This window comes from Staphylococcus aureus, assembly GCF_001027105.1.
GTDB classification, from domain to species: domain Bacteria; phylum Bacillota; class Bacilli; order Staphylococcales; family Staphylococcaceae; genus Staphylococcus; species Staphylococcus aureus.
On record NZ_CP011526.1, the window covers coordinates 2,462,318 to 2,488,228 of the forward strand.

25 protein-coding genes and 1 pseudogene are annotated in these 25,911 nt (G+C 33.7%); 4 read left to right on the forward strand and 22 right to left on the reverse strand.

The window, feature by feature from the left end; translation table 11 throughout:
- Positions 1 to 118 precede the first annotated feature (118 nt).
- Entirely contained in the window at positions 119 to 1,471 is a 1,353-nt protein-coding gene (locus tag AA076_RS12575) for a carboxylesterase family protein (protein ID WP_000700921.1), read from the forward strand.
- Positions 1,472 to 1,532: 61 nt separating this feature from the next.
- On the opposite strand, the gene AA076_RS12580 is transcribed toward AA076_RS12575, so the two are convergent.
- The 7 genes from AA076_RS12580 to AA076_RS16100 all read right to left on the reverse strand — a co-directional run bounded on the left by AA076_RS12580 (position 1,533) and on the right by AA076_RS16100 (position 7,049).
- A complete protein-coding gene (locus AA076_RS12580; RefSeq protein ID WP_000026194.1) occupies positions 1,533 to 2,720 on the reverse strand; it encodes an MFS transporter in 1,188 nt (395 codons plus the stop codon).
- A gap of 395 nt (positions 2,721 to 3,115) precedes the next feature.
- Positions 3,116 to 3,892, reverse strand: coding sequence for an ABC transporter permease (locus AA076_RS12585; protein WP_000072147.1), 777 nt, complete (start codon positions 3,890 to 3,892; stop codon positions 3,116 to 3,118).
- Positions 3,885 to 4,547, reverse strand: a complete 663-nt coding sequence (locus tag AA076_RS12590; protein ID WP_000923520.1) for an ABC transporter ATP-binding protein — start codon at positions 4,545 to 4,547, stop codon at positions 3,885 to 3,887. Before AA076_RS12590 ends, AA076_RS12585 begins: the two co-directional genes overlap by 8 nt.
- A gap of 247 nt (positions 4,548 to 4,794) precedes the next feature.
- Entirely contained in the window at positions 4,795 to 5,871 is a 1,077-nt protein-coding gene (locus tag AA076_RS12595; protein WP_001076671.1) for a M42 family metallopeptidase, read from the reverse strand.
- A 354-nt stretch (positions 5,872 to 6,225) separates the two neighbouring features.
- Positions 6,226 to 6,492, reverse strand: coding sequence for a Txe/YoeB family addiction module toxin (locus tag AA076_RS12600; RefSeq protein WP_000074048.1), 267 nt, complete (start codon positions 6,490 to 6,492; stop codon positions 6,226 to 6,228).
- A complete protein-coding gene (locus tag AA076_RS12605; protein ID WP_000587616.1) occupies positions 6,492 to 6,749 on the reverse strand; it encodes a type II toxin-antitoxin system Phd/YefM family antitoxin in 258 nt (85 codons plus the stop codon). Before AA076_RS12605 ends, AA076_RS12600 begins: the two co-directional genes overlap by 1 nt.
- Before the next feature lie 105 nt (positions 6,750 to 6,854).
- The gene (locus AA076_RS16100) at positions 6,855 to 7,049 is read right to left on the reverse strand and encodes a hypothetical protein (RefSeq protein ID WP_001790145.1); all 195 of its coding nucleotides are present in this window, start codon (positions 7,047 to 7,049) and stop codon (positions 6,855 to 6,857) included.
- Between the two features lie 58 nt (positions 7,050 to 7,107).
- On the opposite strand from AA076_RS16100, the gene AA076_RS12615 reads away from it, so the two are divergent.
- The gene (locus AA076_RS12615; protein ID WP_000732082.1) at positions 7,108 to 7,563 is read left to right on the forward strand and encodes a YehR family lipoprotein; all 456 of its coding nucleotides are present in this window, start codon (positions 7,108 to 7,110) and stop codon (positions 7,561 to 7,563) included.
- Between the two features lie 167 nt (positions 7,564 to 7,730).
- Here the strand turns inward: AA076_RS12615 and AA076_RS12620 are convergent, their stop codons facing one another.
- A complete protein-coding gene (locus tag AA076_RS12620; protein WP_000143503.1) occupies positions 7,731 to 9,308 on the reverse strand; it encodes an FMN-binding glutamate synthase family protein in 1,578 nt (525 codons plus the stop codon).
- Positions 9,309 to 9,502: 194 nt separating this feature from the next.
- Here AA076_RS12620 and lnsB point away from each other — a divergent pair, with 194 nt between their 5' ends.
- The gene (gene lnsB / locus AA076_RS12625) at positions 9,503 to 10,252 is read left to right on the forward strand and encodes a CPBP family lipoprotein N-acylation protein LnsB (RefSeq protein ID WP_000072443.1); all 750 of its coding nucleotides are present in this window, start codon (positions 9,503 to 9,505) and stop codon (positions 10,250 to 10,252) included.
- Positions 10,253 to 10,475: 223 nt separating this feature from the next.
- Here lnsB and cntE read toward each other — a convergent pair whose 3' ends face one another.
- The 11 genes and pseudogenes from cntE to AA076_RS12680 all read right to left on the reverse strand — a co-directional run bounded on the left by cntE (position 10,476) and on the right by AA076_RS12680 (position 22,047).
- On the reverse strand, positions 10,476 to 11,669 hold the full coding sequence (gene cntE / locus AA076_RS12630) for a staphylopine family metallophore export MFS transporter CntE (RefSeq protein WP_000675401.1): 1,194 nt from the start codon (positions 11,667 to 11,669) through the stop codon (positions 10,476 to 10,478).
- An 11-nt stretch (positions 11,670 to 11,680) separates the two neighbouring features.
- Positions 11,681 to 12,430 carry an ABC transporter ATP-binding protein gene (locus AA076_RS12635; protein WP_000590517.1) on the reverse strand — a complete coding sequence of 250 codons (750 nt, stop codon included), beginning with the start codon at positions 12,428 to 12,430 and terminating at the stop codon, positions 11,681 to 11,683.
- Complete coding sequence (gene cntD / locus AA076_RS12640) at positions 12,423 to 13,238, reverse strand: staphylopine uptake ABC transporter ATP-binding protein CntD (protein ID WP_000173869.1); 816 nt, start codon at positions 13,236 to 13,238, stop codon at positions 12,423 to 12,425. The genes AA076_RS12635 and cntD overlap by 8 nt, the downstream gene beginning before the upstream one ends.
- Positions 13,235 to 14,104, reverse strand: a complete 870-nt coding sequence (gene cntC, locus AA076_RS12645) for a staphylopine uptake ABC transporter permease subunit CntC (protein WP_000584765.1) — start codon at positions 14,102 to 14,104, stop codon at positions 13,235 to 13,237. Before cntC ends, cntD begins: the two co-directional genes overlap by 4 nt.
- Entirely contained in the window at positions 14,101 to 15,036 is a 936-nt protein-coding gene (gene opp1B, locus AA076_RS12650) for a nickel/cobalt ABC transporter permease (RefSeq protein ID WP_000472235.1), read from the reverse strand. Before opp1B ends, cntC begins: the two co-directional genes overlap by 4 nt.
- 12 nt (positions 15,037 to 15,048) lie before the next feature.
- A complete protein-coding gene (cntA, locus tag AA076_RS12655) occupies positions 15,049 to 16,647 on the reverse strand; it encodes a staphylopine-dependent metal ABC transporter substrate-binding lipoprotein CntA (protein WP_001229077.1) in 1,599 nt (532 codons plus the stop codon).
- A gap of 142 nt (positions 16,648 to 16,789) precedes the next feature.
- A complete protein-coding gene (cntM, locus tag AA076_RS12660) occupies positions 16,790 to 18,091 on the reverse strand; it encodes a staphylopine dehydrogenase CntM (protein WP_000040580.1) in 1,302 nt (433 codons plus the stop codon).
- Positions 18,084 to 18,902, reverse strand: coding sequence for a D-histidine (S)-2-aminobutanoyltransferase CntL (cntL, locus tag AA076_RS12665; protein WP_001058843.1), 819 nt, complete (start codon positions 18,900 to 18,902; stop codon positions 18,084 to 18,086). Before cntL ends, cntM begins: the two co-directional genes overlap by 8 nt.
- 10 nt (positions 18,903 to 18,912) lie before the next feature.
- Positions 18,913 to 19,734 (reverse strand): histidine racemase CntK, encoded by an 822-nt coding sequence (gene cntK / locus AA076_RS12670; RefSeq protein ID WP_001081682.1) that lies wholly within the window; start codon positions 19,732 to 19,734, stop codon positions 18,913 to 18,915.
- Between the two features lie 866 nt (positions 19,735 to 20,600).
- Positions 20,601 to 20,966 (reverse strand): hypothetical protein, encoded by a 366-nt coding sequence (locus AA076_RS12675; protein WP_000910581.1) that lies wholly within the window; start codon positions 20,964 to 20,966, stop codon positions 20,601 to 20,603.
- 262 nt (positions 20,967 to 21,228) lie between these two features.
- A pseudogene (locus tag AA076_RS12680) lies at positions 21,229 to 22,047 on the reverse strand (SDR family oxidoreductase).
- Between the two features lie 232 nt (positions 22,048 to 22,279).
- On the opposite strand from AA076_RS12680, the gene AA076_RS12685 reads away from it, so the two are divergent.
- Positions 22,280 to 23,818, forward strand: a complete 1,539-nt coding sequence (locus AA076_RS12685) for an AbgT family transporter (protein ID WP_000202037.1) — start codon at positions 22,280 to 22,282, stop codon at positions 23,816 to 23,818.
- Positions 23,819 to 23,929: 111 nt separating this feature from the next.
- Here AA076_RS12685 and AA076_RS12690 read toward each other — a convergent pair whose 3' ends face one another.
- From AA076_RS12690 to AA076_RS12700, 3 genes are all read right to left on the reverse strand, one after another.
- Positions 23,930 to 24,352, reverse strand: coding sequence for a carboxymuconolactone decarboxylase family protein (locus tag AA076_RS12690; protein WP_001146763.1), 423 nt, complete (start codon positions 24,350 to 24,352; stop codon positions 23,930 to 23,932).
- A gap of 451 nt (positions 24,353 to 24,803) precedes the next feature.
- Entirely contained in the window at positions 24,804 to 25,223 is a 420-nt protein-coding gene (locus tag AA076_RS12695; RefSeq protein ID WP_000037508.1) for a DUF1433 domain-containing protein, read from the reverse strand.
- Positions 25,224 to 25,240: 17 nt separating this feature from the next.
- Positions 25,241 to 25,660: a DUF1433 domain-containing protein gene (locus AA076_RS12700; RefSeq protein ID WP_000038231.1), complete on the reverse strand. Its 420-nt coding sequence runs from the start codon at positions 25,658 to 25,660 to the stop codon at positions 25,241 to 25,243.
- Positions 25,661 to 25,911 lie beyond the last annotated feature (251 nt).

The following is a 25,911-nucleotide window of genomic DNA, read 5'->3' on the forward strand; positions in this document are numbered from 1 at the left end:
TTAAAACAGATATCAAGCTCGTCTGATTCAGTCACAAAATTGTCTTGTTATACTTGTCACCTATCATCTATAGACCGTGGTATGATTAAATTGGGGATGATAAAGGAGGTTAATAAATATGAAGATTAATACTACAGGTGGTCAAATTCATGGTATTACACAAGATGGTTTAGATATCTTCTTAGGCATTCCTTATGCAGAACCACCAGTTCATGACAATCGCTTTAAACATTCTACGTTAAAAACACAATGGTCAGAGCCAATTGATGCAACTGAAATACAACCCATCCCACCGCAACCAGACAACAAATTAGAAGATTTTTTCTCCTCACAATCTACAACTTTTACTGAACATGAAGACTGTTTATATCTAAATATTTGGAAACAACATAATGATCAGACGAAGAAACCTGTCATCATTTATTTTTATGGTGGTAGTTTTGAAAATGGTCATGGTACAGCCGAACTCTATCAACCGGCACATTTAGTACAAAATAACGACATTATCGTTATTACATGCAATTATCGTTTAGGCGCATTAGGATATTTAGACTGGTCATATTTTAATAAAGATTTTCATTCCAATAATGGCCTTTCAGATCAAATCAATGTCATAAAATGGGTGCATCAATTTATTGAATCCTTCGGTGGCGACGCTAATAACATTACTTTAATGGGTCAGTCTGCAGGCAGTATGAGCATTTTGACTTTACTTAAAATACCTGACATTGAGCCATACTTCCATAAAGTCGTTCTACTAAGTGGCGCACTACGATTAGACACCCTTGAGAGTGCACGCAATAAAGCACAACATTTCCAAAAAATGATGCTCGATTATTTAGATACAGATGATGTTACATCATTATCGACAAATGATATTCTTATGCTGATGGCGAAGCTAAAACAATCTCGAGGACCTTCTAAAGGGCTTGATTTAATATATGCGCCTATTAAAACAGATTATATACAAAATAATTATCCAACAACGAAACCAATTTTTGCATGTTATACAAAAGATGAAGGCGATATTTATATTACTAGTGAACAGAAAAAATTATCGCCGCAACGCTTTATCGACATTATGGAATTAAATGATATTCCTTTAAAATACGAAGATGTTCAGACGGCGAAGCAACAATCTTTAGCGATTACACATTGTTATTTCAAACAGCCGATGAAGCAATTTTTACAACAACTCAATATACAAGATTCAAACGCACAACTATGGCTTGCTGAATTTGCATGGCATGATACTTCTAGCGCACACTATCGCAGTGCTTACCATATTCTAGATATGGTATTTTGGTTCGGAAACTTACAAATATTAGCAGCACATCAATATCCAACAACTGCTCACCTTAAATTTTTAAGTCGACAAATGCAAAATGATTTAGCTAATTTTGCTAAAAGCGGTAAAATGCCTTGGCCGATGTATCATAATGAACGTCGCTATTATCGCACATATCAATAACGTTATCGCATCTAAAAAAGCACACCTGAATTTGATAGCAGGCGTGCTTTTCATATGAGAATTATGATGATTTAAATGTTTTAGCATAATGATTATTTTTCAATGTGAAAACAACGATTAATCCTAATGCGCCAATGATGGCACTCGTATATGTGATAGCTTGAACAGAAACATGTGTCATGACCAAGCCTCCAATAATGCCTCCAACACCAATACCAGCGTTTAAACTAGACATGTTCCAACTCATTACTTGGCTTGTGTCGCCTTCAACATGTTGAATCACACCGCTTTGCACTGCTGGATTAGTACTCCATTGCATGATATTCCAAATAAATAGTCCTGCTAACAATAGACCTGAACCAGGTAAGATTAAATTCATAAGTAACATCATGACGATAAAAATAGAAACAGAAATCATTAACCAACGCTTACTTGTAATTTTATCGGAGAATATACCACCTAATGATGTTCCAATAACGCCAGCGATTCCATTTACTAGAAGTGCTAATGAAACGAATGACATATCATGACCATTAGATAAAATAAGTGGATTTATAAAGACGAATGTCACTGAGTTTGCAATCAATACTAAAAACGTAATAATTAAATATTTTGCTACTTCAGCAGGTCTTAATATTTTCGAAGTAACATGATTTTCATGAGATGGTGTCTCATGATTCACAGGGCCTCGTTGTATTTCCTGATCCTTCGGTAAATAGATCATCATCAAGAAGCCAACAATAATACTCACAATAATTAAGAATAGAAATGTATAGCGCCAACCTACTAAATCGCCGATAACCGTTCCAATTGGTACACCAAAAACATTAGCACCACTAAACCCTGTATAGACAAGTCCAATCATTTTACCACGATTTTTAGGTGCTGATAACATCGCTGTAATAGCTAATACTTTTACGATAATTAGTGCTGCTGCTGCAGATGAGATAATTCTACCAACTACTAATATTGAAAAATTTGGCGCTACAGCAATAATGCCATTACCAATGATAAATATAAGTAATGTCCATAATAATACAGGCCTTGATGAAAAACGGTTCGTTAATTTAACCAGAATAGGTCCACATATCGCAAATGTTAAAGCGTACATTGTCACTAATTGACCAACGACAGCTTCTGATACATGTAAGTCCTGACTCATCAAGTTCATAATTCCTGCAACCATCATTTCAACCATTCCTACGATAAAAATACTTAAAATGAATGTAAATAGTCGCATGATTGACAATTTAAAACTCCTTTCAAACAAAATTTCCGATATTCATTTCCCTTAGAATAACGATTTATTAAAAAATGTGTGCAACACAATTTTATATATAACCGTTCTATTATATAATATTTTGCTTTAATTTTCTGTGCTTAATTGGAAAATTATTGAAATTGTTTTTCAGTATTTGAAAAATTAACACAAGTATGTCATTTAATAATTATGTATAATTACTTCAGTTTCAACAATAACTCCAAAAAAGCACGCACGCTTTATATGTCAGAACAGATAACTGACTACAAAGTATGCGTGCCTTTATGAATATTTTCGCTGCGCTAATGAATAGCGATACTATATGTGCGCGTCACTTCATTTCCAATTAAAACTAATGCCTAAATCTGATGCAGTAAAATCTATCATGATTCACTCTTAACATCAGTATTTCGTGCTACTAATTGATGTCTTGCATTGAAAAATTGACCATAGCTTAAATATGTCGCAATCAAAGCAGACATAATGGTCGCAGTTGTATGAATAAACACGACTAACAATTGAAATTTAATCGCTTGTAAAGGTGGTACGCCACCAATAATTAAGCCTGTCATCATACCAGGAATCGACACAAGCCCATATGTTTTAACCGAATCAATAGTTGGCACTATAGCTAAACGAATACTTTCACGTATTGCACCTTTAGAAGCCAATTTAGGTGTAGCTGCAAGTGATAATTTAGATTCAATATTAGTACCATCTTGTACGAATGCACGATCTAAATTCTGGTAAGCTAAATTAATTGCAATCAAGCCATTATTTGCAAGCATGCCGCCGATAGGTATAACTTCATTTGCGGTAAATTGAATGGCCCCTGTCGCAATAGTACCTGCAAGCGGTAATGCCGTTCCAATGAAGATAGCTAGAAATGATATCCAAAACACATGATGCATCACTGGTGATGCTCGACTAATTGTATTCCATGATGCATTAATAATAATGACCAATACACATAAAATAAGCAGCCATTTATCGTTTATTTTAAAAATATAATGCAGCAAAAATCCCAAAATGATTAATTGCACAACTGCTCGTAATGTCGCAACAATTAAATCTTTAATAATATGTAAACCTTCTTTATATGAAATGATAATCGGAATGACTAAAAGCAATGCCGTCAATCCAAGTGCCGTATTACTCATGTTGATTCAACTCCTCTGTATTAGAAATTTGACCATCAACAATTGTTATACGCTTTTGAAAGTGTCGCATACTTTGGTCATCGCTGTGGGTAATCCACATAATTGCCACGCCTTGATCTGCTAATTTAAAAATGATATTTTCTATCTTTTCTTTATTATTAACGTCTAATGCACTGGTCGATTCATCTAATAAAAGAATATCCGGTGTATACATCAGTTGGCGCGCTATAGCAATTCTTTGCCGCTCACCACCCGACATATTTTCCACTTCCGAACTTAATTGATAATGTCCCAAACCGACATCTTTAATTAATTGCTTTGCACGTTTTCTATCAAATTTATCATTACGTGCAAGTGATGGGAATATCATGTTATCTTCAATCGTTTCACCAAACAAGTCACTTTGCTGCATCAAATAACTGATTCGTTGACGCAATTCTTCCGGGTCATAATCATTATAGGGTTTACCTTTAAAATAAAGTTCTCCACTAGTTGGACTAAACAAATTACATATTTGCTTTTGAAATGTACTTTTACCACTACCTGATGGACCTATAATGGCAATACTCTCGCCTTTATCTACTTTTAGACTGATATGATCTAGTATGATTCTATCGCTCGCTTTATACACTAAATCTTTAATTTCTAACAACATTTGCACCGCTCCTCATGTAATATATCAGGTATATTATTCCCGTTTTTTTGGTTTTTAGTGCAATTACATTTAAGAAAAAATCATTTTCTTGTAATATCAAAATTTAGGCATAATTGATTTTCAGCATTTAAATTAAAAACAAAAAATCCTATTAACATGGATACTGTCTAATGACTAAGAATTAAAATTAGACAATTGTTTAACAACCTACCATATTAAAAGGATTCTTTATTATTTATGGATTTGATTACCACATGATATTTTTATAACTTTCATCATTCAATGAACGGACAATTTCAGTAACAAGACGGATAGAATTTTCATAATCATCTACATTGAGCACTGAAACATTAGAATGCATGTATCGCAGCGTAACACCGATTGTCATCGTTGGAATACCTTCATTTGCGACATGAATACTTCCCGCATCTGTACCTCCACCTGGTGTCGTATCCCATTGTACTTCGATGTTATGTTCCTTAGCTACATCTTTAATATGCTTTCGCAAACCTTGGTGAGCAATACTTGTAGCATCCATCATAATGACAACTGGACCACCGCCTAGTTTACTATCGCTCGTTTGACCTGACATACCTGGGGTATCATAAGCAATACCTACATCGACAGCTATCGCCAAGTCTGGTTTAATCGTATTCGCTGCCACTTTCGCACCACGCAAACCAACTTCTTCTTGCACTGTGGCACCACTGTATAAGTTAATGCCAATATTTTCATCTTTTAAACGTTTTAATACCTCAATAGCTAATGCACAGCCATAGCGATTATCAAATGCTTTCGCAGTTAAATATTTATCATTTGCAAGCACTTCAAATTCACTATATGGCGTAACCATATTGCCTACTTCAACGCCAGCTTCTTCAGCTTCTTCCTTGCTACTAACACCAATATCTATAAACATATTTTTGATTTCCATTGGCTTTTTACGTTCTTCAGGCGTTAAGACATGTGGCGGTTTAGAACCGATGATACCTCTAATTTCTTTGCCCGAATCTGTTGTAATCGTTACTTTTTGAGATAGCATGACTTGATTCCACCATCCACCAACTGGCGTAAATGAAATAAAACCATGTTTATCAATCTTTGTTACCATAAAACCAACTTCATCCATATGACCAGAAATCATAATTGAGTATTGACCATTCTCAGCATTTTTCTTTCCAAAAATGCCACCCAAGTTATCTTCAATAATTTGATCACTGACAGGCTCTATATAGTTACGCATTGCTTCTTTAACTTGCATTTCATAACCAGCAATGCCGTTTACATCTGTTAAATGTTTAAGTAATTTGACTGACTGATTCATGTTATTCATCCTCCTGTATTTCAACTTAAAACTATTGTATCACTAACTTTCAGAAAAACGTTCCCTACCGCTTTATCATTTTCAGGCTTAAATATTTTTAAAATTTTGTGAGGAATCCGCTTAAAAACCTCATATTTCTAAAATTTAATATTCCGAAAAAGTCACAATTTAAAATTCCTTATTATAATACGTTATTCTTTTATTGTTACTAATTTCAATCTGTTTAGTCTTGCGCTATTATAAAATTAAAAAGTGTAGAGATAACAACGCATTAACGTCGCTATTTTCCCTACACTTAAATACTAGTTTCTTTAATTAACTTATCATTAAAGTTATTCAGATATTGAATATTCATTAATCATAATGTGACCATGCCGATAGTATTAATACTTCTTTATTTCGATCATCTACGGTATAGACGACCCTGTGCTGATGGTTAATTCTTCTTGAATATCGCTCTAAATATTTAGGCTCTAATTTTTCAAAAGATTGTGTTATTTTATACGGATCATTTTTTAAAGTCTCAACAATTTCTAAAAATGACTTCTTTAAATAAGAATGTTTTATTTTCTTTAAATCTGATTTCGCTGAATTTTTAATCTTAACCGTGTAATTGCTCATTAAAGATTATCCCAATCAATATCATCTATATTTGTTGTACCACTATTATCTTTTTCTCTTTCTCTTACTTTGTCCATTGTACCAGTAGATTCAAGATATATTGTCTCTTGTATACTTTTCCAATCTTCTAAACCTATAATCACAGCATTATTTTCGGCATTATTGCCACTAATATAAATTGGTTCGTGATTATTATTAACATTTTTTAGTAATTGATAAAAATCTTTTCTCGCTTCTGTAGGGCTAGTGATAATCATATAAACCCTCCTTTGTTTTCTGTTACGCTAATTATAGCGTACGCACTTGAGTACGTCAATATTACCAACGAGTTCATCGTATTCTTAATACCTATATGCTATCGTTCACAAACTTTTGTTCTTTTCTTCCAACATACCGCCTATAATGCTCAAAAAGAAATCAGCAGTGGAACACACTACGTTCCCTACCGCTTTATCATTTTCAGGCTTAAATATTTTTAAAATTTTGTGAGGAATCCGCTTAAAAAAACTCATATCTTCAAAAAAAATGACAAAATTTAAATTTTTGAATAACATCATTTTTTAGTAAATGTTATAATTTCTTTATAATACAAATATCGAAAGAAGGCGACTGACTTTGAAAAAATTATGTTCATTAATTGTAGTAGCATTAGTTTGTATCATTGCATTATCAGCTTGTGGTAAAGAACAAACCAAAACATATGAAGGTGATGTTAGTGGTAAACATGTACTAACTTCTATCACATATAAAGATGATAAAGTTTTAAAACAGTCTACAATCAACACAATTAAATATGACGATCTAGGTATGGATAAAGACGAAGCCAAAAAGTTATTCGCCAAATCTGAAAGTATTTTCAAAGACCTTAAAGGCGTAAAATACAAAGTAGACTATAAAGATAAAAAAGCAATTGAACACTTAGACATAGATTACACAGAAGTTGACATGAAAAAATTAAATAAACGTCTTGGTGTTTCGACTAAAGAAAATAAAGATATTAGTTTTGAAAAACTTGAAAAGCAATTAAAGCACAGAGGTTTAAAAGAAAAAGATAAAATGGACGACAAATAGTTTATAACTTAAAAATGCCCTCAGATAAGACTAAGGTTACAAACCTTAATTCATATTCTGAGGGCTTTAATATTTGAAGTTCTTGTGTGACCAGCATCCACTACTAATATAAAATTATTTGCAGTAACGCTAAAATCCGCTGCTTTCAATTTCCCGAAATAATTAAGTTAACTAATGAGTTTTAATTTATAATCATGTATCGTTTGTAACTCACCATCGACTTTTCGATATACAATATGATCAGCAGTAATTTCTGTAGGACTGGATACGCCAACAGCTGCTGCAATATTGAATAAGCCTTCATGCAAACTTGTTACATAGTTTGTGACACGATATTGCTTTTCTCCAACAATCAATGCTTTTTCTTTCTTCGCATCTGTCGTTGCAACACCTACAGGACACGTATTCATGTGACATTGTTGACTCATTATACAACCGACACTAATCATCATCCCACGTGCGATATTTACAAAATCTGCACCTAAACCTAGTGCAATCGCAATTTTATCTGGTGTCACTAACTTACCAGATGCCGCCAATTTCACTTTATCTCGAATACCATATTTTTCTAACATGCCAGACACAATAGGTAGAGCTGTAAATAGCGGTAAGCCAACACCATCTTGTAATTCTTGGAATGTTGCACCAGTACCACCTTCACCACCATCAATCGTAATAAAGCTTGGATACTTATCTAGTTCCACCATCGTACGTACAAGTGTTTCAATTTCTGAAACTTTGCTTACTACAATTTTGAATCCTACTGGTTTTTGACCTAATTGCTGCAACTGATCGACGAAACGAATCAAATCTTCAGCATTATGAATAAATTCGTAACGGTTAGGTGAATTGATTGTTTTATAAGGTTCAACATTTCGGATTTTAGCAATTTCTTCGTTTACCTTTTCAGCTTCCATATGACCACCACGAGTCTTAGCACCTTGTGCCAACTTCAGCTCAAATGCGCGTACGTTAGATAACTGTGCAACCTCTTTAAATAAACCTTCACTAAAATTACCTTCTTTATCACGAACACCAAATAAACCGGGACCAATTTGGAAAATGATATCCCCATTACCTTTTAAATGATATTCTGATAAGCCACCTTCACCTGTATTCATCCAAGTGCCCGCTTTAGCTAGACCTTTAGATAAAGCTGTAATGGCATTTTTTCCTAAAGCGCCATAACTCATACCAGATTGTCCTACGATACGTTTTAAAATAAATGGATGTTTTAAATGTTCACCTAATTTTATTGCATGGTCATCACTTAAGTAATACGGATCAATCTTTGTCGGCACACGATATTCTTCACGACTAAATAAACGCTCATTCGCGATTTTATAAATGAATGTTGATAACAATGTTGTATTATCTACTGAAATCTCATTACGTTGCATCGGAAACATTGTGTTCTGTATGTAAAAGCCGTCTTGATAATCTTTAGTAGTACCGAAGCTGGTCATACGAGAGTTATATTTTCCAGCCAAAACGATATTTTTATAATCATTACGTGAAAAAGGTTTCCCTTCATTATCCCCAGAAAATAAATACTGACGTAATTCCGGTCCCATTTTTTCTGAAATATATCTAATACGTGCTAGTAAAGGATAATTCCTTAATACACTATGTTGTGATTGTCTTTTATCTTTAATTAACCAAATAAGCCCGATAACAATAACCGTAAGCATGAATCCTACAACGATAATGTTAACTATAAATTGCATGACTGTAAGAAACGTCATTACAATACCTCCCCCCAAAATTTCAATTCAATATTTATGATACACCTTACAAAACAAAACACAATGGAAGCGCTTCATTTTATAAAACAATTTTATGATATGTTTTTCATTTTAAATTTTAATGTATAAAACATACAATACAAAGTAATATGTGCTAAAGTATCTATATAATACAACTATTTAAGAGGTATACTATGTCAAATACAAATAAACATTACATAGAAGAAGAATACGCTACCGAACAATCGCGTTTTTTCAAACGTGATATTGGATTTATTTTCCTTTACATATTTTTGGTTAACATCTTGCCGATCATTATCGTCTTTTTAACTTTTGGGTTAGTAGCTGTATTCACTCAACAAGCTCCGTGGGGTTTCTCTTTTCCTATTTCAATGAACATTAGCTATTTACTCGCAGTTATTATTTCACTAGCTATTTTTCGTCTGATGCATGAAGATGCGTTTATTCCAATGATACGTTCGCAAATCGTTGCTAGTGCTAAATATAAATGGCATATTCTTATATCATTTACACTAAGTGTCGTACTCTTTTTACTTTTAAATCATTTCAATATTTTCGCACTAAATGTAGATTCCTTTACTGTCTTTGACATTTACCCGCTCATTAAAGGGTATGGTTCCATCAGTTTAATAGCTATATTTTCGTTAACCATTATATTAAATACTTTGATTTGTCAACTTATTTTCCGTCATATTTTAATTCAAGAATTAAGCAGATTAATACCTTTAAAGATTACAATAGTATTGTCCATTATCCTTGAAACTCTGTTCTACTATCCATACATTAATACATGGTGGGAATTCATTCCAGCATTGATACTAGCAGGTAGTGCGACTTACTTATATTTAAAATCATACCGTAATTTTATGGTGAGCTATTTCTATCAATTAGCAGTTATACTCGTTTTGCATATTTTCATGTAAAATTTTTCAGAGTATTATCCATTATCCATACACATCAAAAAGCACACTTAAAAGTCAGTATCAAAACTCACTTTTAAGCGTGCTTTATTTAGATATACTGTCGTTCTAAAAACGAGCCATATAGAATGTTTCATGTCCTAGCATGAAGCACATGAATCGCCATGCTCAATATACCTTTTAAAATTTAAATATTCATTAACTTAATATGCTTTAATTCACTTCATTAAAGACTACTCGCTGGACGTGGTGTTGGCTTTTTCAAGAAACTCATAATCATTATTACAATGACTAACATACCACAAATTAGATACATCCATTTAAATCCTACTAAATCGGAAATAGGTCCCATCAATGCGCCACCTAACGATATACCTAAGTCTGCACAGGCAATAAATAAACCTAACAACATATTACGACCTACTTTTGGTAAGACGAAGCTTAAGTATGATGTTAATGTTGGGTACACCATTGCTTGCGTCATTCCTATTAATATCGCACTACCATAGAAAATAATTGCACCTACTTGCGGACCAAATGCCACTACAAATGACGCGATTACTAATAATGATAGTACAGATACCATATATTTAGGATGCCACATACCATCTGACGGAATGTATTTCCTTAAGTAAAATCTTGCCGCAACAACTGCGATGGCCTGTATTGTCAAAAAGATTCCCGCATTCGCGAATCCTAAACTCACTGTGTATAACGGTACAAATGTACTAACTGCACCAAATACAATCGATGCAACAATCATGATAATACCACTGTTCAACAACTCTTTATTTTTGAAAAATTGCGCAAAAACAGTTACAGCGTTAAACGGCATTTTTTCAATCTTATCTGACGTATCGGGTTCCTGTTCAGCAAAGGTCACGCGATAGCCAAAGAATGTTGTTGTTAATGCGATAAAGATAATGACAATTGCAAATAGTGAAATATTATTTGCATTCCAAATACCTACGGCAACTAATGGTCCGATTAAGTTTGGAATCGTTGAAAATAGCGAGTACAATGATACACCTTCAGAACGATGTTCCTCTGGTAATGCATCAATAATACCTAGCTGTAAAGACATAGAAAAGAATGCCGTACACACACCTTGCATAACACGTGCTACGAAATAACCTTCTAAGCCAGTAAAACCATAAATAATTAAAGCTATGGCATTGATAATCAAAATAATTCTTAATACTTTAATGGGACCGACACGAGCAATAATTTGTCCTGCCCATGGTCGAAATACCATTGCTGTTAACATGTATGCCCCCATAACGATACCGATAACCGTATTCGTTGCGCCTAAATCATGCCCTCGTAAAGGTATAAACACGTTTAAGATTGCATTGGCACTAAAGAACATCAATGTTAATATATATAATCTCAAAAAGGGCCAAGCCATTGCACCTTTCATTATCTCACTCCTTAGAATGATAGTTGTTTTTCTATTAATTCTCTTGTATAAGCATTGTCACTTTTATGCAATGCGCTTGTCGGAATTTGTTCTTCTATTTTTCCGTTTTTAAAAATAATTAATTGATCACATAAATACGTGGCAGCTTGAATATCATGTGTGATAAAAATATAACTCAACTGACGCGTTTCACGTAAATGAATCAATAAATCTAATATTTGTGTTTGAATTGACATGTCGAGTGAACTAATGGCTTCATCAAACAAAATATATTTAGGGTTAATACATATTGCACGCGCAATCGCAACACGTTGCGCCTCTCCACCTGATAACATATTAGGATATTTATCCATGTATGCCTTAGATAGACCGACTTCTTCCAACAATGTAATTGCTTGGACTTCCATAACTTCTTTAGGTTGTCCATCACATTGACACATCACTTCAAATAAGATTTCTCTAACAGTCTGAAATGGATGTAATGATGACGTATAATCTTGAAATACAGCACCAATTTGATGACGTCTCACTTTCTTCTTATGCATCGGTTGATCATTTAAGGTTACACAACCTTTATCCGGTTTCTCAATACCTAATATCATACGACTCAACGTCGATTTACCGCTACCACTTTCTCCGATAATCGCAATCGTCGCACCGATTGGACACTCAAATGACACACCTTTCACGATAGGTGTTCGACGACGCTTAAAAACATGTGCGCTTTGATATGACTTTTCAACATCTTTAATTTTAATCATGTACATCACCCCTCATCACATGTTTAAAATGATCATTAATCTTCTTCTTCGTTGATAATAAATACTTCGTATAAACATGTTCTGGATGATGCAAGACTGATTCACGTGTCCCTTGTTCAATAAGCTGACCATTTTTCATCACAACAACACGGTCTGCAATCTTGTTAATAACCGTTAAATCATGTGAAATGAAAATCATCGCACAGTCAAAGTGTTTTTTAATATCTATAAATGCTTCCAGTACATCATATTGTGTAATTGTATCTAAAGCCGTTGTCGGCTCATCAGCAATGATTAACTTTGGTTTCAAAGCTAACGCTAAAGCAATCATCAATCGCTGTAACATTCCTCCTGATAACATGTAAGGGTATGATTTTAATATACGTTTAGGATCTTTCAAACTTAAATAATCCATATATTCAATCAATGTCTTTTCAATTTCTTGTGTAGACATTGACGTATGTACTTTCATAGTCTCAAACATTTGTTTACCGACAGTAGTTGATGGGTCAAAGGCACGACTACCTTGTTGCATGACCATCGCAATGTCTTTACCACGGTACTTTTTCAATTGCGATTCAGATAATGACAACATTGATGTACCATCAAAGATAATTTCACCTGTCACCCCGAGTCGTTCGGGATTCAAACCAATAATCGATTTACAAGTGATTGATTTACCACTACCACTTTCTCCAATAACGCCTAAAGTTTCACCCTTAGTTAATGTAAAATTCACATCACTCACGAGTGGTTGATCTGTCCAGGTATCTGTAATCGTCAAATGTTTAACTGTTAACAATGTCATGATTGCACCACTCCTTTTTTCACAGAACGAAGTTTATCTTTAGAAGAGATGCGGGGATCAATAGCAATTTGTAAAGCATCGGATAAGAAGTTAAATGCCATCACTATAATCACTATGGCAATACCTGGCGCAAACATCATTTCAGGATGTGTAAACATCACTTTTCTAGCTTCGTTAAGCATCATGCCCCACTCTGCAGTAGGCGCTTTGACACCTAATCCTAAAAATGAAAAGCCAGATATTTGCAAGATCATTGAACACATCGAGCTACTAGAGATGATAGCAATATCTGCTAATGTTAATGGCATAATATGTTTGTGAATAATTTTCATATCATTCATACCGATTGTTTTAGCAAATCTTACATGGTCAGAAGCAGTGTACTGCATAACACTTGTACGTATAACACGACAGAACCATGCCCAACGCGTCAAAATAAATGCCATGATAATATTTTCGGCACCCATTCCAAACAATGCAATTAATGCTAACGTTACAACATAACTTGGGAATGCCAACATAACATCACACGCACGCATGATTAAGGCGTCAACAAACCCTTGGAAATATCCTGATAAGAATCCTAAAATAGATCCAATAAGTACAGAAACAAATAGCGCAACAAAGACATATAACAAACTTGGTCTAATCGCATAAATTAACCTAGTTAAAATATCTCTACCTAAATGGTCAGTACCTAGTAGATGTTGAAAACTCATGCCAGCAAATTTGTTTGCTGTATCGATATGGTTAGGATCATAAAATGTCACAAGTGGTGCTGCTAATCCTAAAAAGACATATAATACAATAATGCCTAAAGCAATTACTGCACCTTTATCTTGTAATAATCGTTTTAAAATTATCATCGTGCGCCCTCCCTTAATCTTGGATTTAATAGCGCATTAATGATATCTGCTAATGTATTAAATACAATAAATAATACCGCTACAATTAATACATATGCTTGAATGACTGGAAAATCGTGTTCAAGTATTGCTTTTAAACTTAATTGACCTAGTCCAGGCCATGCAAAGATATACTCGATAACAACTAGTCCACCCATTATCATTGGTATAGACATACAAAAGATTGATACCGCAACTTGTAAAGCATTACGCAACACATGCAACATTAATGTGATAGATTTCACACCGCTTGCTCTTAAATAAAGTACATAATCTTCATTTAATTGTTCCACCATCGAGCGTCTAACATTTCTAAAGTAAATACCAGCATAGGCAATCGTAATAACGATCACTGGCAATATGTAACTTTCTGGACCTGTTAATCCAGAAGTCGGCAATATGTTTAACTTCACTGAAACGTAAATAATAAGTATTGAAGCTATCCAATATGATGGTAATGCAGTTAGAAAGAAAGCCACTGAACGTATCGCACGATCAGTGAACTTTCCTCTTTTTAATGCACTAACTACACCTAAAATAATTGATGTAATCATCACCATAACACTTGAAATTATTGTTAATTTCAATGTATTCATAAATGCTGGACCAATACGTTCAGCAACTGGGTCACCTGTAATGTAGCTTGTACCAAAATTAAATTGCATCGCTTCAAGTAACCAATTTTTATATTGAATTAATAATGGATCATTGAAACCGTACTTCTCATTCGTTTCTGCAATCAACTCTGGTGTTACATTTGGCGTCCCTTGTGCATGTAAAATTGTCACAGCTGGATTTTCATTTGTAATATACGTCAATAGAAATGTCATAAAACTTACTACAATCATCAATGGAAACATGAGCGCAATACGTTTTAAGATAAATTTGAACATCTAATTGCTCCTTTATTTATACTGCATTTCATTGAATGGTAATTCATACTGTGATTGTGTGAATGATACTTTTTCTAAATCTTTTGGTGCAACAACTGTCATACTACCGTGTGAAATAGGGATAAAGATACCTTCATCATCAATTTGTTTCAAAATGTTTTTATAAGCGTCTGAACGCTCTTTACCGTTTTGGATTTTAAATGCGTCATCAATGCTGTTGTATATTTTATCTTTGTTCTCAATGCCTGATGTTGCACTTTCATAACCATTTTTCGCTTTAAATGCTGCAATAGTACTTTGTGGATCGTACAATAATCCCCAAGTTTGGTTGAACATTAAGTCATAATCACCAGAAGTACGACGTTCAGCAATTTTATCTGATGTTTCGCCATTGATGTTTAACTTAATACCCATTTTCTTAAATTCTGCTTGTAAGTATTCTGCTTGTTCTTTTTGACTTGAAGAACCTTTGTCATAGTACATTGCCATTTCAAGGTTTTTACCATCTTTTTGACGAACATCGCTGTCTTTACCTTTCTTCCAACCAGCTTCATCTAATAATGATTCTGCTTTTTTAAGGTCATACTTACGTGTTGGCATATCGAAATTAATGTCTGTTACATTTTTCGCAAATAATTGAGTTGCTGGTTTTTCTTGACCATCTAAAATTTCTTTGGCAATTTTATCTCTGTTTACCATATGACCAATCGCTTGTCTGACTGTTTTGTCACTCACAGCGTTATCTTTTTTACCAGAATTGACAACTAACATTTTCGTATTCATAGGTTGACTACGCTTAACTTGATAGTCACCTGTATCTTTCAATTGTTTTAAAGAGTCTTTGTCTAAGCTATCTGTACCTCTATCATCTGTGAAGGCAAAGTTCGTTTCACCTTTTTTCATTGATAGGAATGCTGTTTCACCAGCAGGCATTACTTTTGCTTGTACTTTGTTAAGTTTAGACTTTTCGCCCCAGTATTGATCATTTTTGTTAAAGTCTGCAGACTCATCTTTTTTGTGTTCACCTAATTTAAATGGACCAGTACCATCGAACTTTTTAACGCCATCTTTTGTTGTACCGTTTTTAAAGTCTTTTGGAGACACAAATACATATGGACGAGGCATCGCTAATTCAGCCAATGCAGGTTGATATGCTTCTTTCAAATTCAATTCAACCGTGTACTTATCTTTAACTTTAACATTGTCAATTAATGTCGAAATCTTTAACCAAGAATGCAATTTTTTGTTTTCTTGAACTGCGTCAATATTTTTCTTAACTGCGTCAGCATCAAATGGCGTACCATCATGGAATTTAACGTCATCTCTCAAATGGAACGTGTATGTCTTCCCATCTTCAGACACATCCCACTTTTTAGCTAGTAAAGGCTTAATACCATCTTTCGTGTTACGTACAAGCGGCTCGTATATCATACTTTCAGCAGACATTGATCCACCGTAAACATGCGGATTCATATCACCGATATCTTTAACCGTCGTATACGTTAATTGCTTGTTTTCTTTTTTCTCCTCTAAACCTTTATTACCGCCACAACCAGTTAAAATTAGCCCTGATGCAAGTAACATTGCACTCATTTTAGTTAGTTTTCTCATTTGCTTTTCCTCTTTCTAAATTGATAAGTTGCATTACTTAATCAAATCGTAATGATTATTTTTCTCAATTATTTGCTTATTTTTATGTAAATGTCAAACATAATTCAATAATTTTTTTCTATTATAAAACTTCAAACCCTTATTATGAAAGCGTTCTATTGATTTCCAAAAATTTTGTGACGAGTGCTTTATCTCCTTCAAATAGATTTGTATTAAATTGAGAAGATAAGTGTTGATCTTGATGCATATCCTTGTACGCCTGGCAACTTGCTTCATAGCGAGTTAGGAACTGATCAATCATTGGCGTTTTGATACCTAGCATTTTCCCAATATGCTGAATCATCGCCGTTCTGTAATAATCTTCACTTGGCATTCTTGGAATTTGAACAACATCCTGTTCATTTTTATAGACTTGCTTAAATGGTACAGCTGAAAAATCAAAGTAATGTCCGTTTTCGTCTGGCTGTGAAAATGGATCAATGAGGATTGCGGTATATCTTACATAAAGCAGATATTCTTGTAAGATATCTGGCAAGATTTCGAAATGCTCAATATCACCTTCATCCAAAGTTTCAGGACGTACTGGATAATTTTCCTTCACCATAAATTGAAGCAGGTTGACTGACGGCACTCTAAATGCTTGTAAAATAACCATCATTTCCTTCCACATTAAACGCATTTCACGGATTAGTGTCATCGTTATCGGTCCTTCAGGAAATAACTTATACACATAAACCGGTACATCTGTTCCTTCGAAAATGGCTTTCAATGAAAAGTCATTCATAAATAGTGGTGGGTGCACATAAAGCGAACTGTTTCGCGTTTCAGCATGCAGTGGCGATTCAACGACTTCTAATTGAATCTTCAATTGCTCAGCTAAAGCAGAGATTCGTTGACACATTGTTGAGTTTGAATGTGTCGATCCCATGTACAATTTCTTTTTTACACCTGTTGTCAACACATGATTAGGCGCTTCTTTATCAACAATACGTGTATCGCCAAGATAAGTTGAGAATGAAATCACTTCGATATCTTTATTAAATTTAGACATAAATTGTTCGACAATCATTTGCGAACCAAATGTCGGTGATATTAAAATGACATGTTTGACACTTTGCAAAGTTTCTAACGACAATTGCTGTAGTGTGTCATAATAAGCATCTGCTGTGCATGCCATGACAACCGTTTCGTATTCACCCTTAACGTTTTTAACATCTTTATACAAACGATTAATTTCAAACTTACCTTCCAGATGTTGATGCGCCTCGTTTTGTATTTTGACTTCAAATTGTTTCTCTTTTTTATACGCTTGATATAAGCGTTTTGATTTTTCTGATGTTGAGGCACGTCCAACCATATCAATCTCATAATCTGATTTTAAATAGCAAATATTCGCTAATTGGATTGCGACCGGACCAGTGCCTATCATTAATAATTTAGACATCCGTAATACCTACCTTTATAGCTGCTTTTTTATAAAGTGCTATATCAAAAATTTGCTGTGGTCTCATATGTTTATTCACACATTGCCACTTATCTTCCGCTGTTTCTTGTGACGGATAATTAAATATTGCTTTGATGCCATCACCAAAGCGCATTGCAACTACGACATTTTCATTTGTTAAATCATATAATTCTTCTAAAATGCTGTACTTTAAAGGAATTGTCGAGCTGAATATGATATGCGTCACATCTTTGATATCTTTAAGTTCAGATACCTTTTGATCCGTAATTGTTATATCTTCATTTGGTGCTAAGACGTTAACGATTCTGCGCCCTAGGTCAACGGCTTGTGGATCAATATCAATACCGATAACTGAAGCACCTGTTTCTTTTGCTACTTGAATTAACGTCATTGGATATGCACCTGAACCAACTAACAATAATTTGTCATTGCTAGCTATACTACATTGTCCAAACTCTTCATCAATACAATGTTCTATATTGTCAAAGTAACCTGTGGTAGACGCCTGTCCGTCTAATAGACGTCTCGCTCTAATGACTTCCACTTGTTTAACACACTGCGCTGTAATATATTGCAGTGATTTTATTAATTGTGCTTTTTCTTCAACGTCACGCCAAGCATTAAATTGTTGTTCATAAATAGGATTTAAAATAAATTCACTATAGTCATCCATCAATGTTTCTAATGCTTCGATATATTGATCGTCTTGTAATACACGCTCGTAATGCGCTTCAAACTTTTCTAAATATTGTTGTAATATCAATTTGATTTCATTATTAAAGTTATTCATTGTAGGCTCCTTATTCTATATATGCTTTTCCTGTAGCTACAGTTGTAACCTGTCCTTTAATTGAAGTTTGATATCCCAATTGATGACATCGCTTTGATGTCACTAAAATACTGCCCCCTGGCTGATGTACTGTAAAATCTTTGCATGCGTCATTACGTTGATAATTATTAAAAACCCCAATTGATGCTGTACCAGAACCACAGCTATTTTCCCAAATTAAACTTTGAATTTCTGGTATATAGATTAATGGCTGTAAAAATTGACGTTGTTCATCAAAAAGCATCATACCTACTGTTTTATATTTGTGACTCCATTGTTGCTCACGCACAAACGCTTCAACCAAATGTTGAATTTCTGTTGTTACTTGTTTAACTGGAATCACATAATGTACATATGTTTCATAAATAATTTCTATTGCTTTCCATGAATGATTACCCATATTAATTGTTGTTGGCACAACACGATGGGCTTGTGGCATTTGAACTTCATAGTATTGGCAATCATGAATTGCGCATTGCACTAAATCCGAACAGCCAGACACCTTCACCTTAAACTGTTGGTCTTTAAGCAAATGACTTTCCTGCAAATGATGTATATATGACATCGTCGCATTACCGCAAAATTCATTACCGCTCATAACTAAGTGAAAATCATTACCATCATCATTTTGTGTTGATTCTATAAAGCCTACCTGTTCACAGCATACATGTGTTGCGGCCATCAACTGATTGGCGATAGATGCATATTCACTAGCATCATGTTTTGAATGAACAAGTATCGTCATATTCCCCGAAGGATTATACTTAGAAAATTCTATAACCTGCCGATTCATACGACACTCCTTTAGATGTATTTTTAGAGCCTCTGTAATTTTAATTACTAGAGGCTCTTATGCAGTTGTTGCGAAGCAAACAACTGTATTCCTCTAAACCTGTAATTTTTTAGAAGATGAACCTAATAGCTCTATCTAGTAGGTAAGTCATGCTAATTCGCAAAAGCGAAAACCATGGCTCTTATGCAGTTGTTGCGAAGCAAGCAACTGTATTCCTCTAAAACTGTAATTTTTTAGAAGCTGAACCTAATAGCTCTATCTATTAGGTAAGTCATGCTAACCCGCAAAGTGGAAAGCATGACTTAGTAATCGGTTGTTGTATCAAAATGCAACCGTAAACCTTATTTAAAGTTGCTTCTTGTGGCTCTACAAGCGAATGCAGTTGTCCGTTAACTACATTCACTTAGATGCTTTTATTGTTTTCACCTCAACTAAAACTTCAAAAAAGTTGCAGAAAACAAATCGTAACTATTACGATTTGATTATATACTATATTAGTTGAGAATCATTGTCAATAAAGGTTGTAAATGAATGCACATTTATATTTTGATAATCCTTCCATAAACTTCGTATTCTCAGCACATTCAAGTCTTTTTGAAAATTTTTATCAATAATTGAGTAGAAGTTCCGTTCTAGTCAGTTCAAAATTTTACGTAAGTTGTCTCTGCGTATTGCTTTAGTGAGAATAACCCACACTTGTGGAAACGTCCTTTTGTTAATCTACAATGGATACCCTTGTCTTTCGCTAACATTTCCTATTACCAATCCTGTAACGGATTTTCATCGTCAAGTTGTTGCCCATACAATACGCACCAAAAAAGCTTTGTACAATTTCGTACAAAGCTTTAAAAATTTAAATAAAAATATCATTGTTTTAATGAACTAGCCATATCAGATTTTATTTCGTTTGCTAATACTTGTAATTCAGGGAAGTAATTATTAGCAAAGCCAATTATTATTTTATTTTTTACAAACGTGTTAATCTCTCGATCTTCTGGAATCGTATTTTCTATTAAATTCAAAAGCTCACTATGACTTATGTTCTCTATACTTACTGTATTTAAATATTTTAAAATCACAAGATACAATTCATCAAATACTTCATGTTCAAAATCAAAGTCCAATAATAATAAACTAACGGAATTAGTTTCTAACTGATTATCTCCAATTTTATCTGCAATCTCTCTTATAGCTTGATATAGCAATCTAAAACTTTCTTTTTCTTTTAACATAAAATTCTCCTTAATTTATTAGAATAGACAAAATACAGCTTATTTTAAAGATACTCCAAAAGTTTGAACTCGAGATTCTGATAAATTAGATGCACGACCTACAATACGTTAAAACAAGCTTTAAGCAATACACTTCAAATGAACAATATGTGATTTTCAAAGATTAATTAATCTCCGCTTTAAATGTCTTTCATTGCGACAATATGCATACATTGCCTACTTCATGCCAAATTCTTTTCCACTGGATATCGATTTTAAATAATTATTCCAATGTCCGCTTCCACGAATCATCACTTAACATCTCGCCAGGCCATGTGTAAGCCATCACACCACCATCAATTCGAATCGTCTCTCCAGTTATGAATGAACTGTCGTCAGATGCTAAGAAGACTACTAATTTAGCAACTTCTTCTGGTTTACCTAAACGTCCCAGCGGAGTCATCCATTTTTGATTTTCTCTAAATGTTTTACCTGCATCATCCTCACTCGTACCTGTCAGTTTATCTACTAACGGGGTTTCAATTGTACCTGGTGCAATCGCATTGGCTCGAATGCTATCACGGCCATACTCAATTGCGATTGATTTTGTAAAATTAATCACTGCACCTTTCGCAGCATTATATCCAGAGCGATACAAGTCTGCTGCTTGTCCGGAAAATGAAGACGTATTAACAATAGAGCCACCTTGATTCATCATTAAAGGTAACATCATTTTCGTCATTAAAAATGTCCCACGCATATCTACATTCATAATCTTGTCATACACATCTATTGGATACTCATGAATTCTATCAGCCGCATTATCCACACCGGCATTATTAAACAACACATCGATTCTTCCAAACTGTTCCTTTATGTCAGACACAAAGTCTACCACTTGTTGTTCGCTTGCATTATCCACATTATACGCCTTCGCATTGTCACCATTACTTTTAATTTTATCGACAGTCTCCGATACCGCTTCAGCTATGTCTACCGCCAATACATACGCACCTTATTGAGCTAAAGCGATTGCAGAAGCTTGACCGATACCTGTACTTGCTCCTGTTACGACTGCTACTTTATTTTCCAAACGTTTCATTCAGTCACTCCTATACAACATATCTTAAACTTACAGTCCTTATTTTCCACTGTTCGATGCTTCATAAACCTAATAGATAAGTCTTCAGGCAGTCTTAACTACTCTGCTATACACTTTCTATTGAATAACTCAAAATATTTAACAATATTAGTTTTTTTATTTTCTGAAAATTGTTACTTTTGAGAGTATTTTTTGTTACACTTTAAATATTTAACAAAGGGGGGAATAATTGATGACATCAAAACATCAACAAAAGGGGTCTATCGTCAATCGTTTCTTGAATAGTGTTGAAAAAATCGGAAATAAATTGCCAGATCCTAGCGTCTTATTCTTTTTAATGTGTGTGGGCTTAGCCATTATGACATGGGTTATCTCATTATTTAATGTATCTGTTAAGCATCCAGGTACGCATCAAACCATTTATATTAAAAATATAATTAGCCATGATGGATTTACGATGATAATGAATGATACGATTAAAAATTTCTCAGAGTTCCCAGCATTAGGCTTAGTACTAGCAGTGATGATTGGTATTGGTGTTGCAGAGAAAACAGGATACTTCGATAAGTTAATGATTTCTGTTGTGAATCGCGCACCACGTTTCTTAATTTTACCGACTATTATATTAATTGGTATTTTAGGTAGTACAGCCGGCGATGCTGCGACAATTATCTTGCCGCCGCTTGCAGCAATGCTTTTTATTAAAATTGGCTATCACCCTATCGCTGGACTAACGATGGCATATGCTTCCGCTGTTGGAGGATTTGCAGCAAATATAGTTGTTGGTATGCAAGATGCTTTGGTCTATTCATTTACAGAACCGGCAACACGTATCGTTTCAGATTCTATTAAAACAAACGTTGCTATGAACTGGTACTTTATCGCAGCGAGTGTCGTTGTATTACTTCCTACGATATTGCTAGTTACAACTAAGCTCATTATTCCTAGATTAGGAAAATATGATGACAGTTTAATGCATGATGACCATGAAGAAACATCTTCACATATTACTGACAAAGAAGCACATGCTTTAAAATGGGCAAATATCAGTTTCATAGTCACAATTATTTTATTAATTATTACAGCCATTCCTGAACATAGCTTTTTAAGAAATGCTAAAACAGGCAGCTTACTAGACGATGCGCCATTAATTAACGGTGTCGGATTAATTATTCTTGTCGTATTTTTAGTACCTGGATTAGTTTATGGGATTTTAAGCAAAGAAATTAAAAATACAAAAGACTTAGGTAAAATGTTCGGCGATGCTGTAGGATCAATGGGAACATTTATCGTTATTGTGTTTTTTGCAGCACAGCTACTTGCGTATTTAAAGTGGAGTAATTTAGGAATTATCGCTGCTGTTAAAGGTGCCAAATTATTAGAACATCAAAACGGTATTGTATTGATACTAGGTATTATTGTACTGAGTGCAATGGTCAACATGTTAATCGGAAGCGCATCGGCTAAATGGGGTATTTTAGGACCGATATTCGTACCAATGTTAATCCTTATCGGCTTTCATCCCGCATTCACACAAGTCATTTACCGTGTAGGCGATTCAATTACCAATCCAATTACACCGATGATGCCGTACTTACCTTTATTATTAACTTATGCACAAAAATACGATAAACGCATGAAACTCGGAGCCTTACTTTCTAGTTTAATGCCGTATTCAATCGCGCTAAGTATTGTATGGACAGTATTTGTCATCATTTGGTTCCTATTAGGTATCCCTGTTGGACCAGGTGGACCGATATTCGTTAAATAACAGTATTCAAAGGGATAAATTAAAATGCCACTATACAAGATTTGACCTGTATAGTGGCATGATTTGTTATGATATAGCGTTCGAGATGAAACTCTGCATTTATATGAACAATTATAGTCTATCACTAATAATATTTAATCTGTTCCAACCGTTAATTTGGTTTACAACAAAGACAAGATCAATAATTTGTTCTTCATCATAAAATGATTTTAGCCGGTCAATAATTTCAAACTTCTTAAAGTCTTTGATTGAATTTAACATTTCTGCAAATTCAAGCGTCACTTTTTCTTGATCAGTAAATAAATCTAAATGTCTAAAACTCAAGACTTCATCAATTTTCATTTGTGTTACACCCAATTCCTTTAATTCTTTTTTATGGATATCAACACAATAATGACAACCGTTAATTTTAGAAATTAATAACTTAATCAATGCACTAAGTTCATCATTAACGGGTGATTGATGAATAAACTTTTCACCTTGGCTCATTACAGACATTAACTCTCCATTTTGTTTCTTGTAATTATACGGCATTTGCAATCTCTCCTTTACATTGTTTAATACCAATCCAGTGATACTACACTTCGAACAATATTGGATAGAATTTGAAATTCTGTATAACATCTTGTCAATCTATGCTTTAGTTAAAACATTTAGCACTTATATTTAAAAAATATATAAAATATGAAAACAGATTGAAAGGATATTATACCTTGCTCTACCCTTTTTTATAAAAAATCACACACATTTGAGAAAATTTGATAATGTCAATAAATCACGTCATCGACATTGTTATTCGATATATATTGTTCTTATAATGGCCAAACTATTATTCCATTTAAATTAACGTGGTTCGTTTGTGTTAATGTACTGTACAAAACTGGGGAAGTATTGGTGATGATGAAGTGATTTATATTAATTGCGAAACACCTTCGATAGCAATGACATAGATTATTGGAAGATTAAATCAAAAATAAAGAAGACCCTAGTGGCCTTCTTTTTTATCTAATTCTTCTTTGATTTTTTCTGGTGATTTTCTTTCATGTGCTGGTTTTAATAATTTATCTACTCCTTCACTTTTTATCATAGCGCCACCAAATTGATAATTATGTTCAGGCGATGCATAAGCAGTAAAATCATCTTCTTTATTTTCATTGATGTATCCTTCAATCACAGCACTTCCCATAGGACTTGTTTCCAAGTTTGTGAAATGTACAGATTTAATCGTGTTCGTTTCTTTAGTATTATGCTTAAGATAGAGTGTAATACGTTCTTGTTGTTCTTTGTAGTAAATCGCTTTTTGTTTTTCTTTTTCATCATATTTCATTTTAAAATGCATGACCGTAGAAACTGTACATATACACAATATGACACCAATAATTATAAAAACATGTTTTTTGGACATTAAAGTAACTCCTAACTTTAGTGACTCTTCTTTTTATTTAGTTCTTTTTTTATATCATCTGGTGATTTTAACTGATTGGCTGGCTTTAGTAACTCGCTTAATTTTTCACTTTCTATCATAGCACCACCAAATTGATAATTATGTTCTGGTGTAGCATAAGCAGTAAAATTATCTTTTTTGTTTTCATTTATGTAACCTTCAATCACAGCACTTCCCATAGGACTTGTTTCCGAGTTTGTGAAATGTACAGATTTGATTGTATTCGGTTCTTTAGTGTTATGCTTGAGATAAAGTGTAATGCGCGCTTGTTGTTCTTTATAGTATATTGCTTTTTGTTTTTCTTTTTCGTCATATTTCACTTTTAAATAGATACCTGCAACACTAATTAATATGATTAACATAATACTAGTTAATATTAAAATTTTCTTTTTCGACATCTATCACCAGCTCCTAAAATGTGGTGGAATTTTATACAGTTTACATATTTATGATACTACAAAACACACTCTTACAAAGAAAATCTATAATTTTAATCTAGGTCAAGGAAAAGCAGCCAAAAGTGTTTATATAAGATCAACGAAATATTGCGGGTATAAAGTGGTTAACAGATAAATACAGTGGAAATTGTACTAAAAATTCAACTTTTCATTTTTATATGTAAGTATGATTAACTTGAAAACAAAATTAA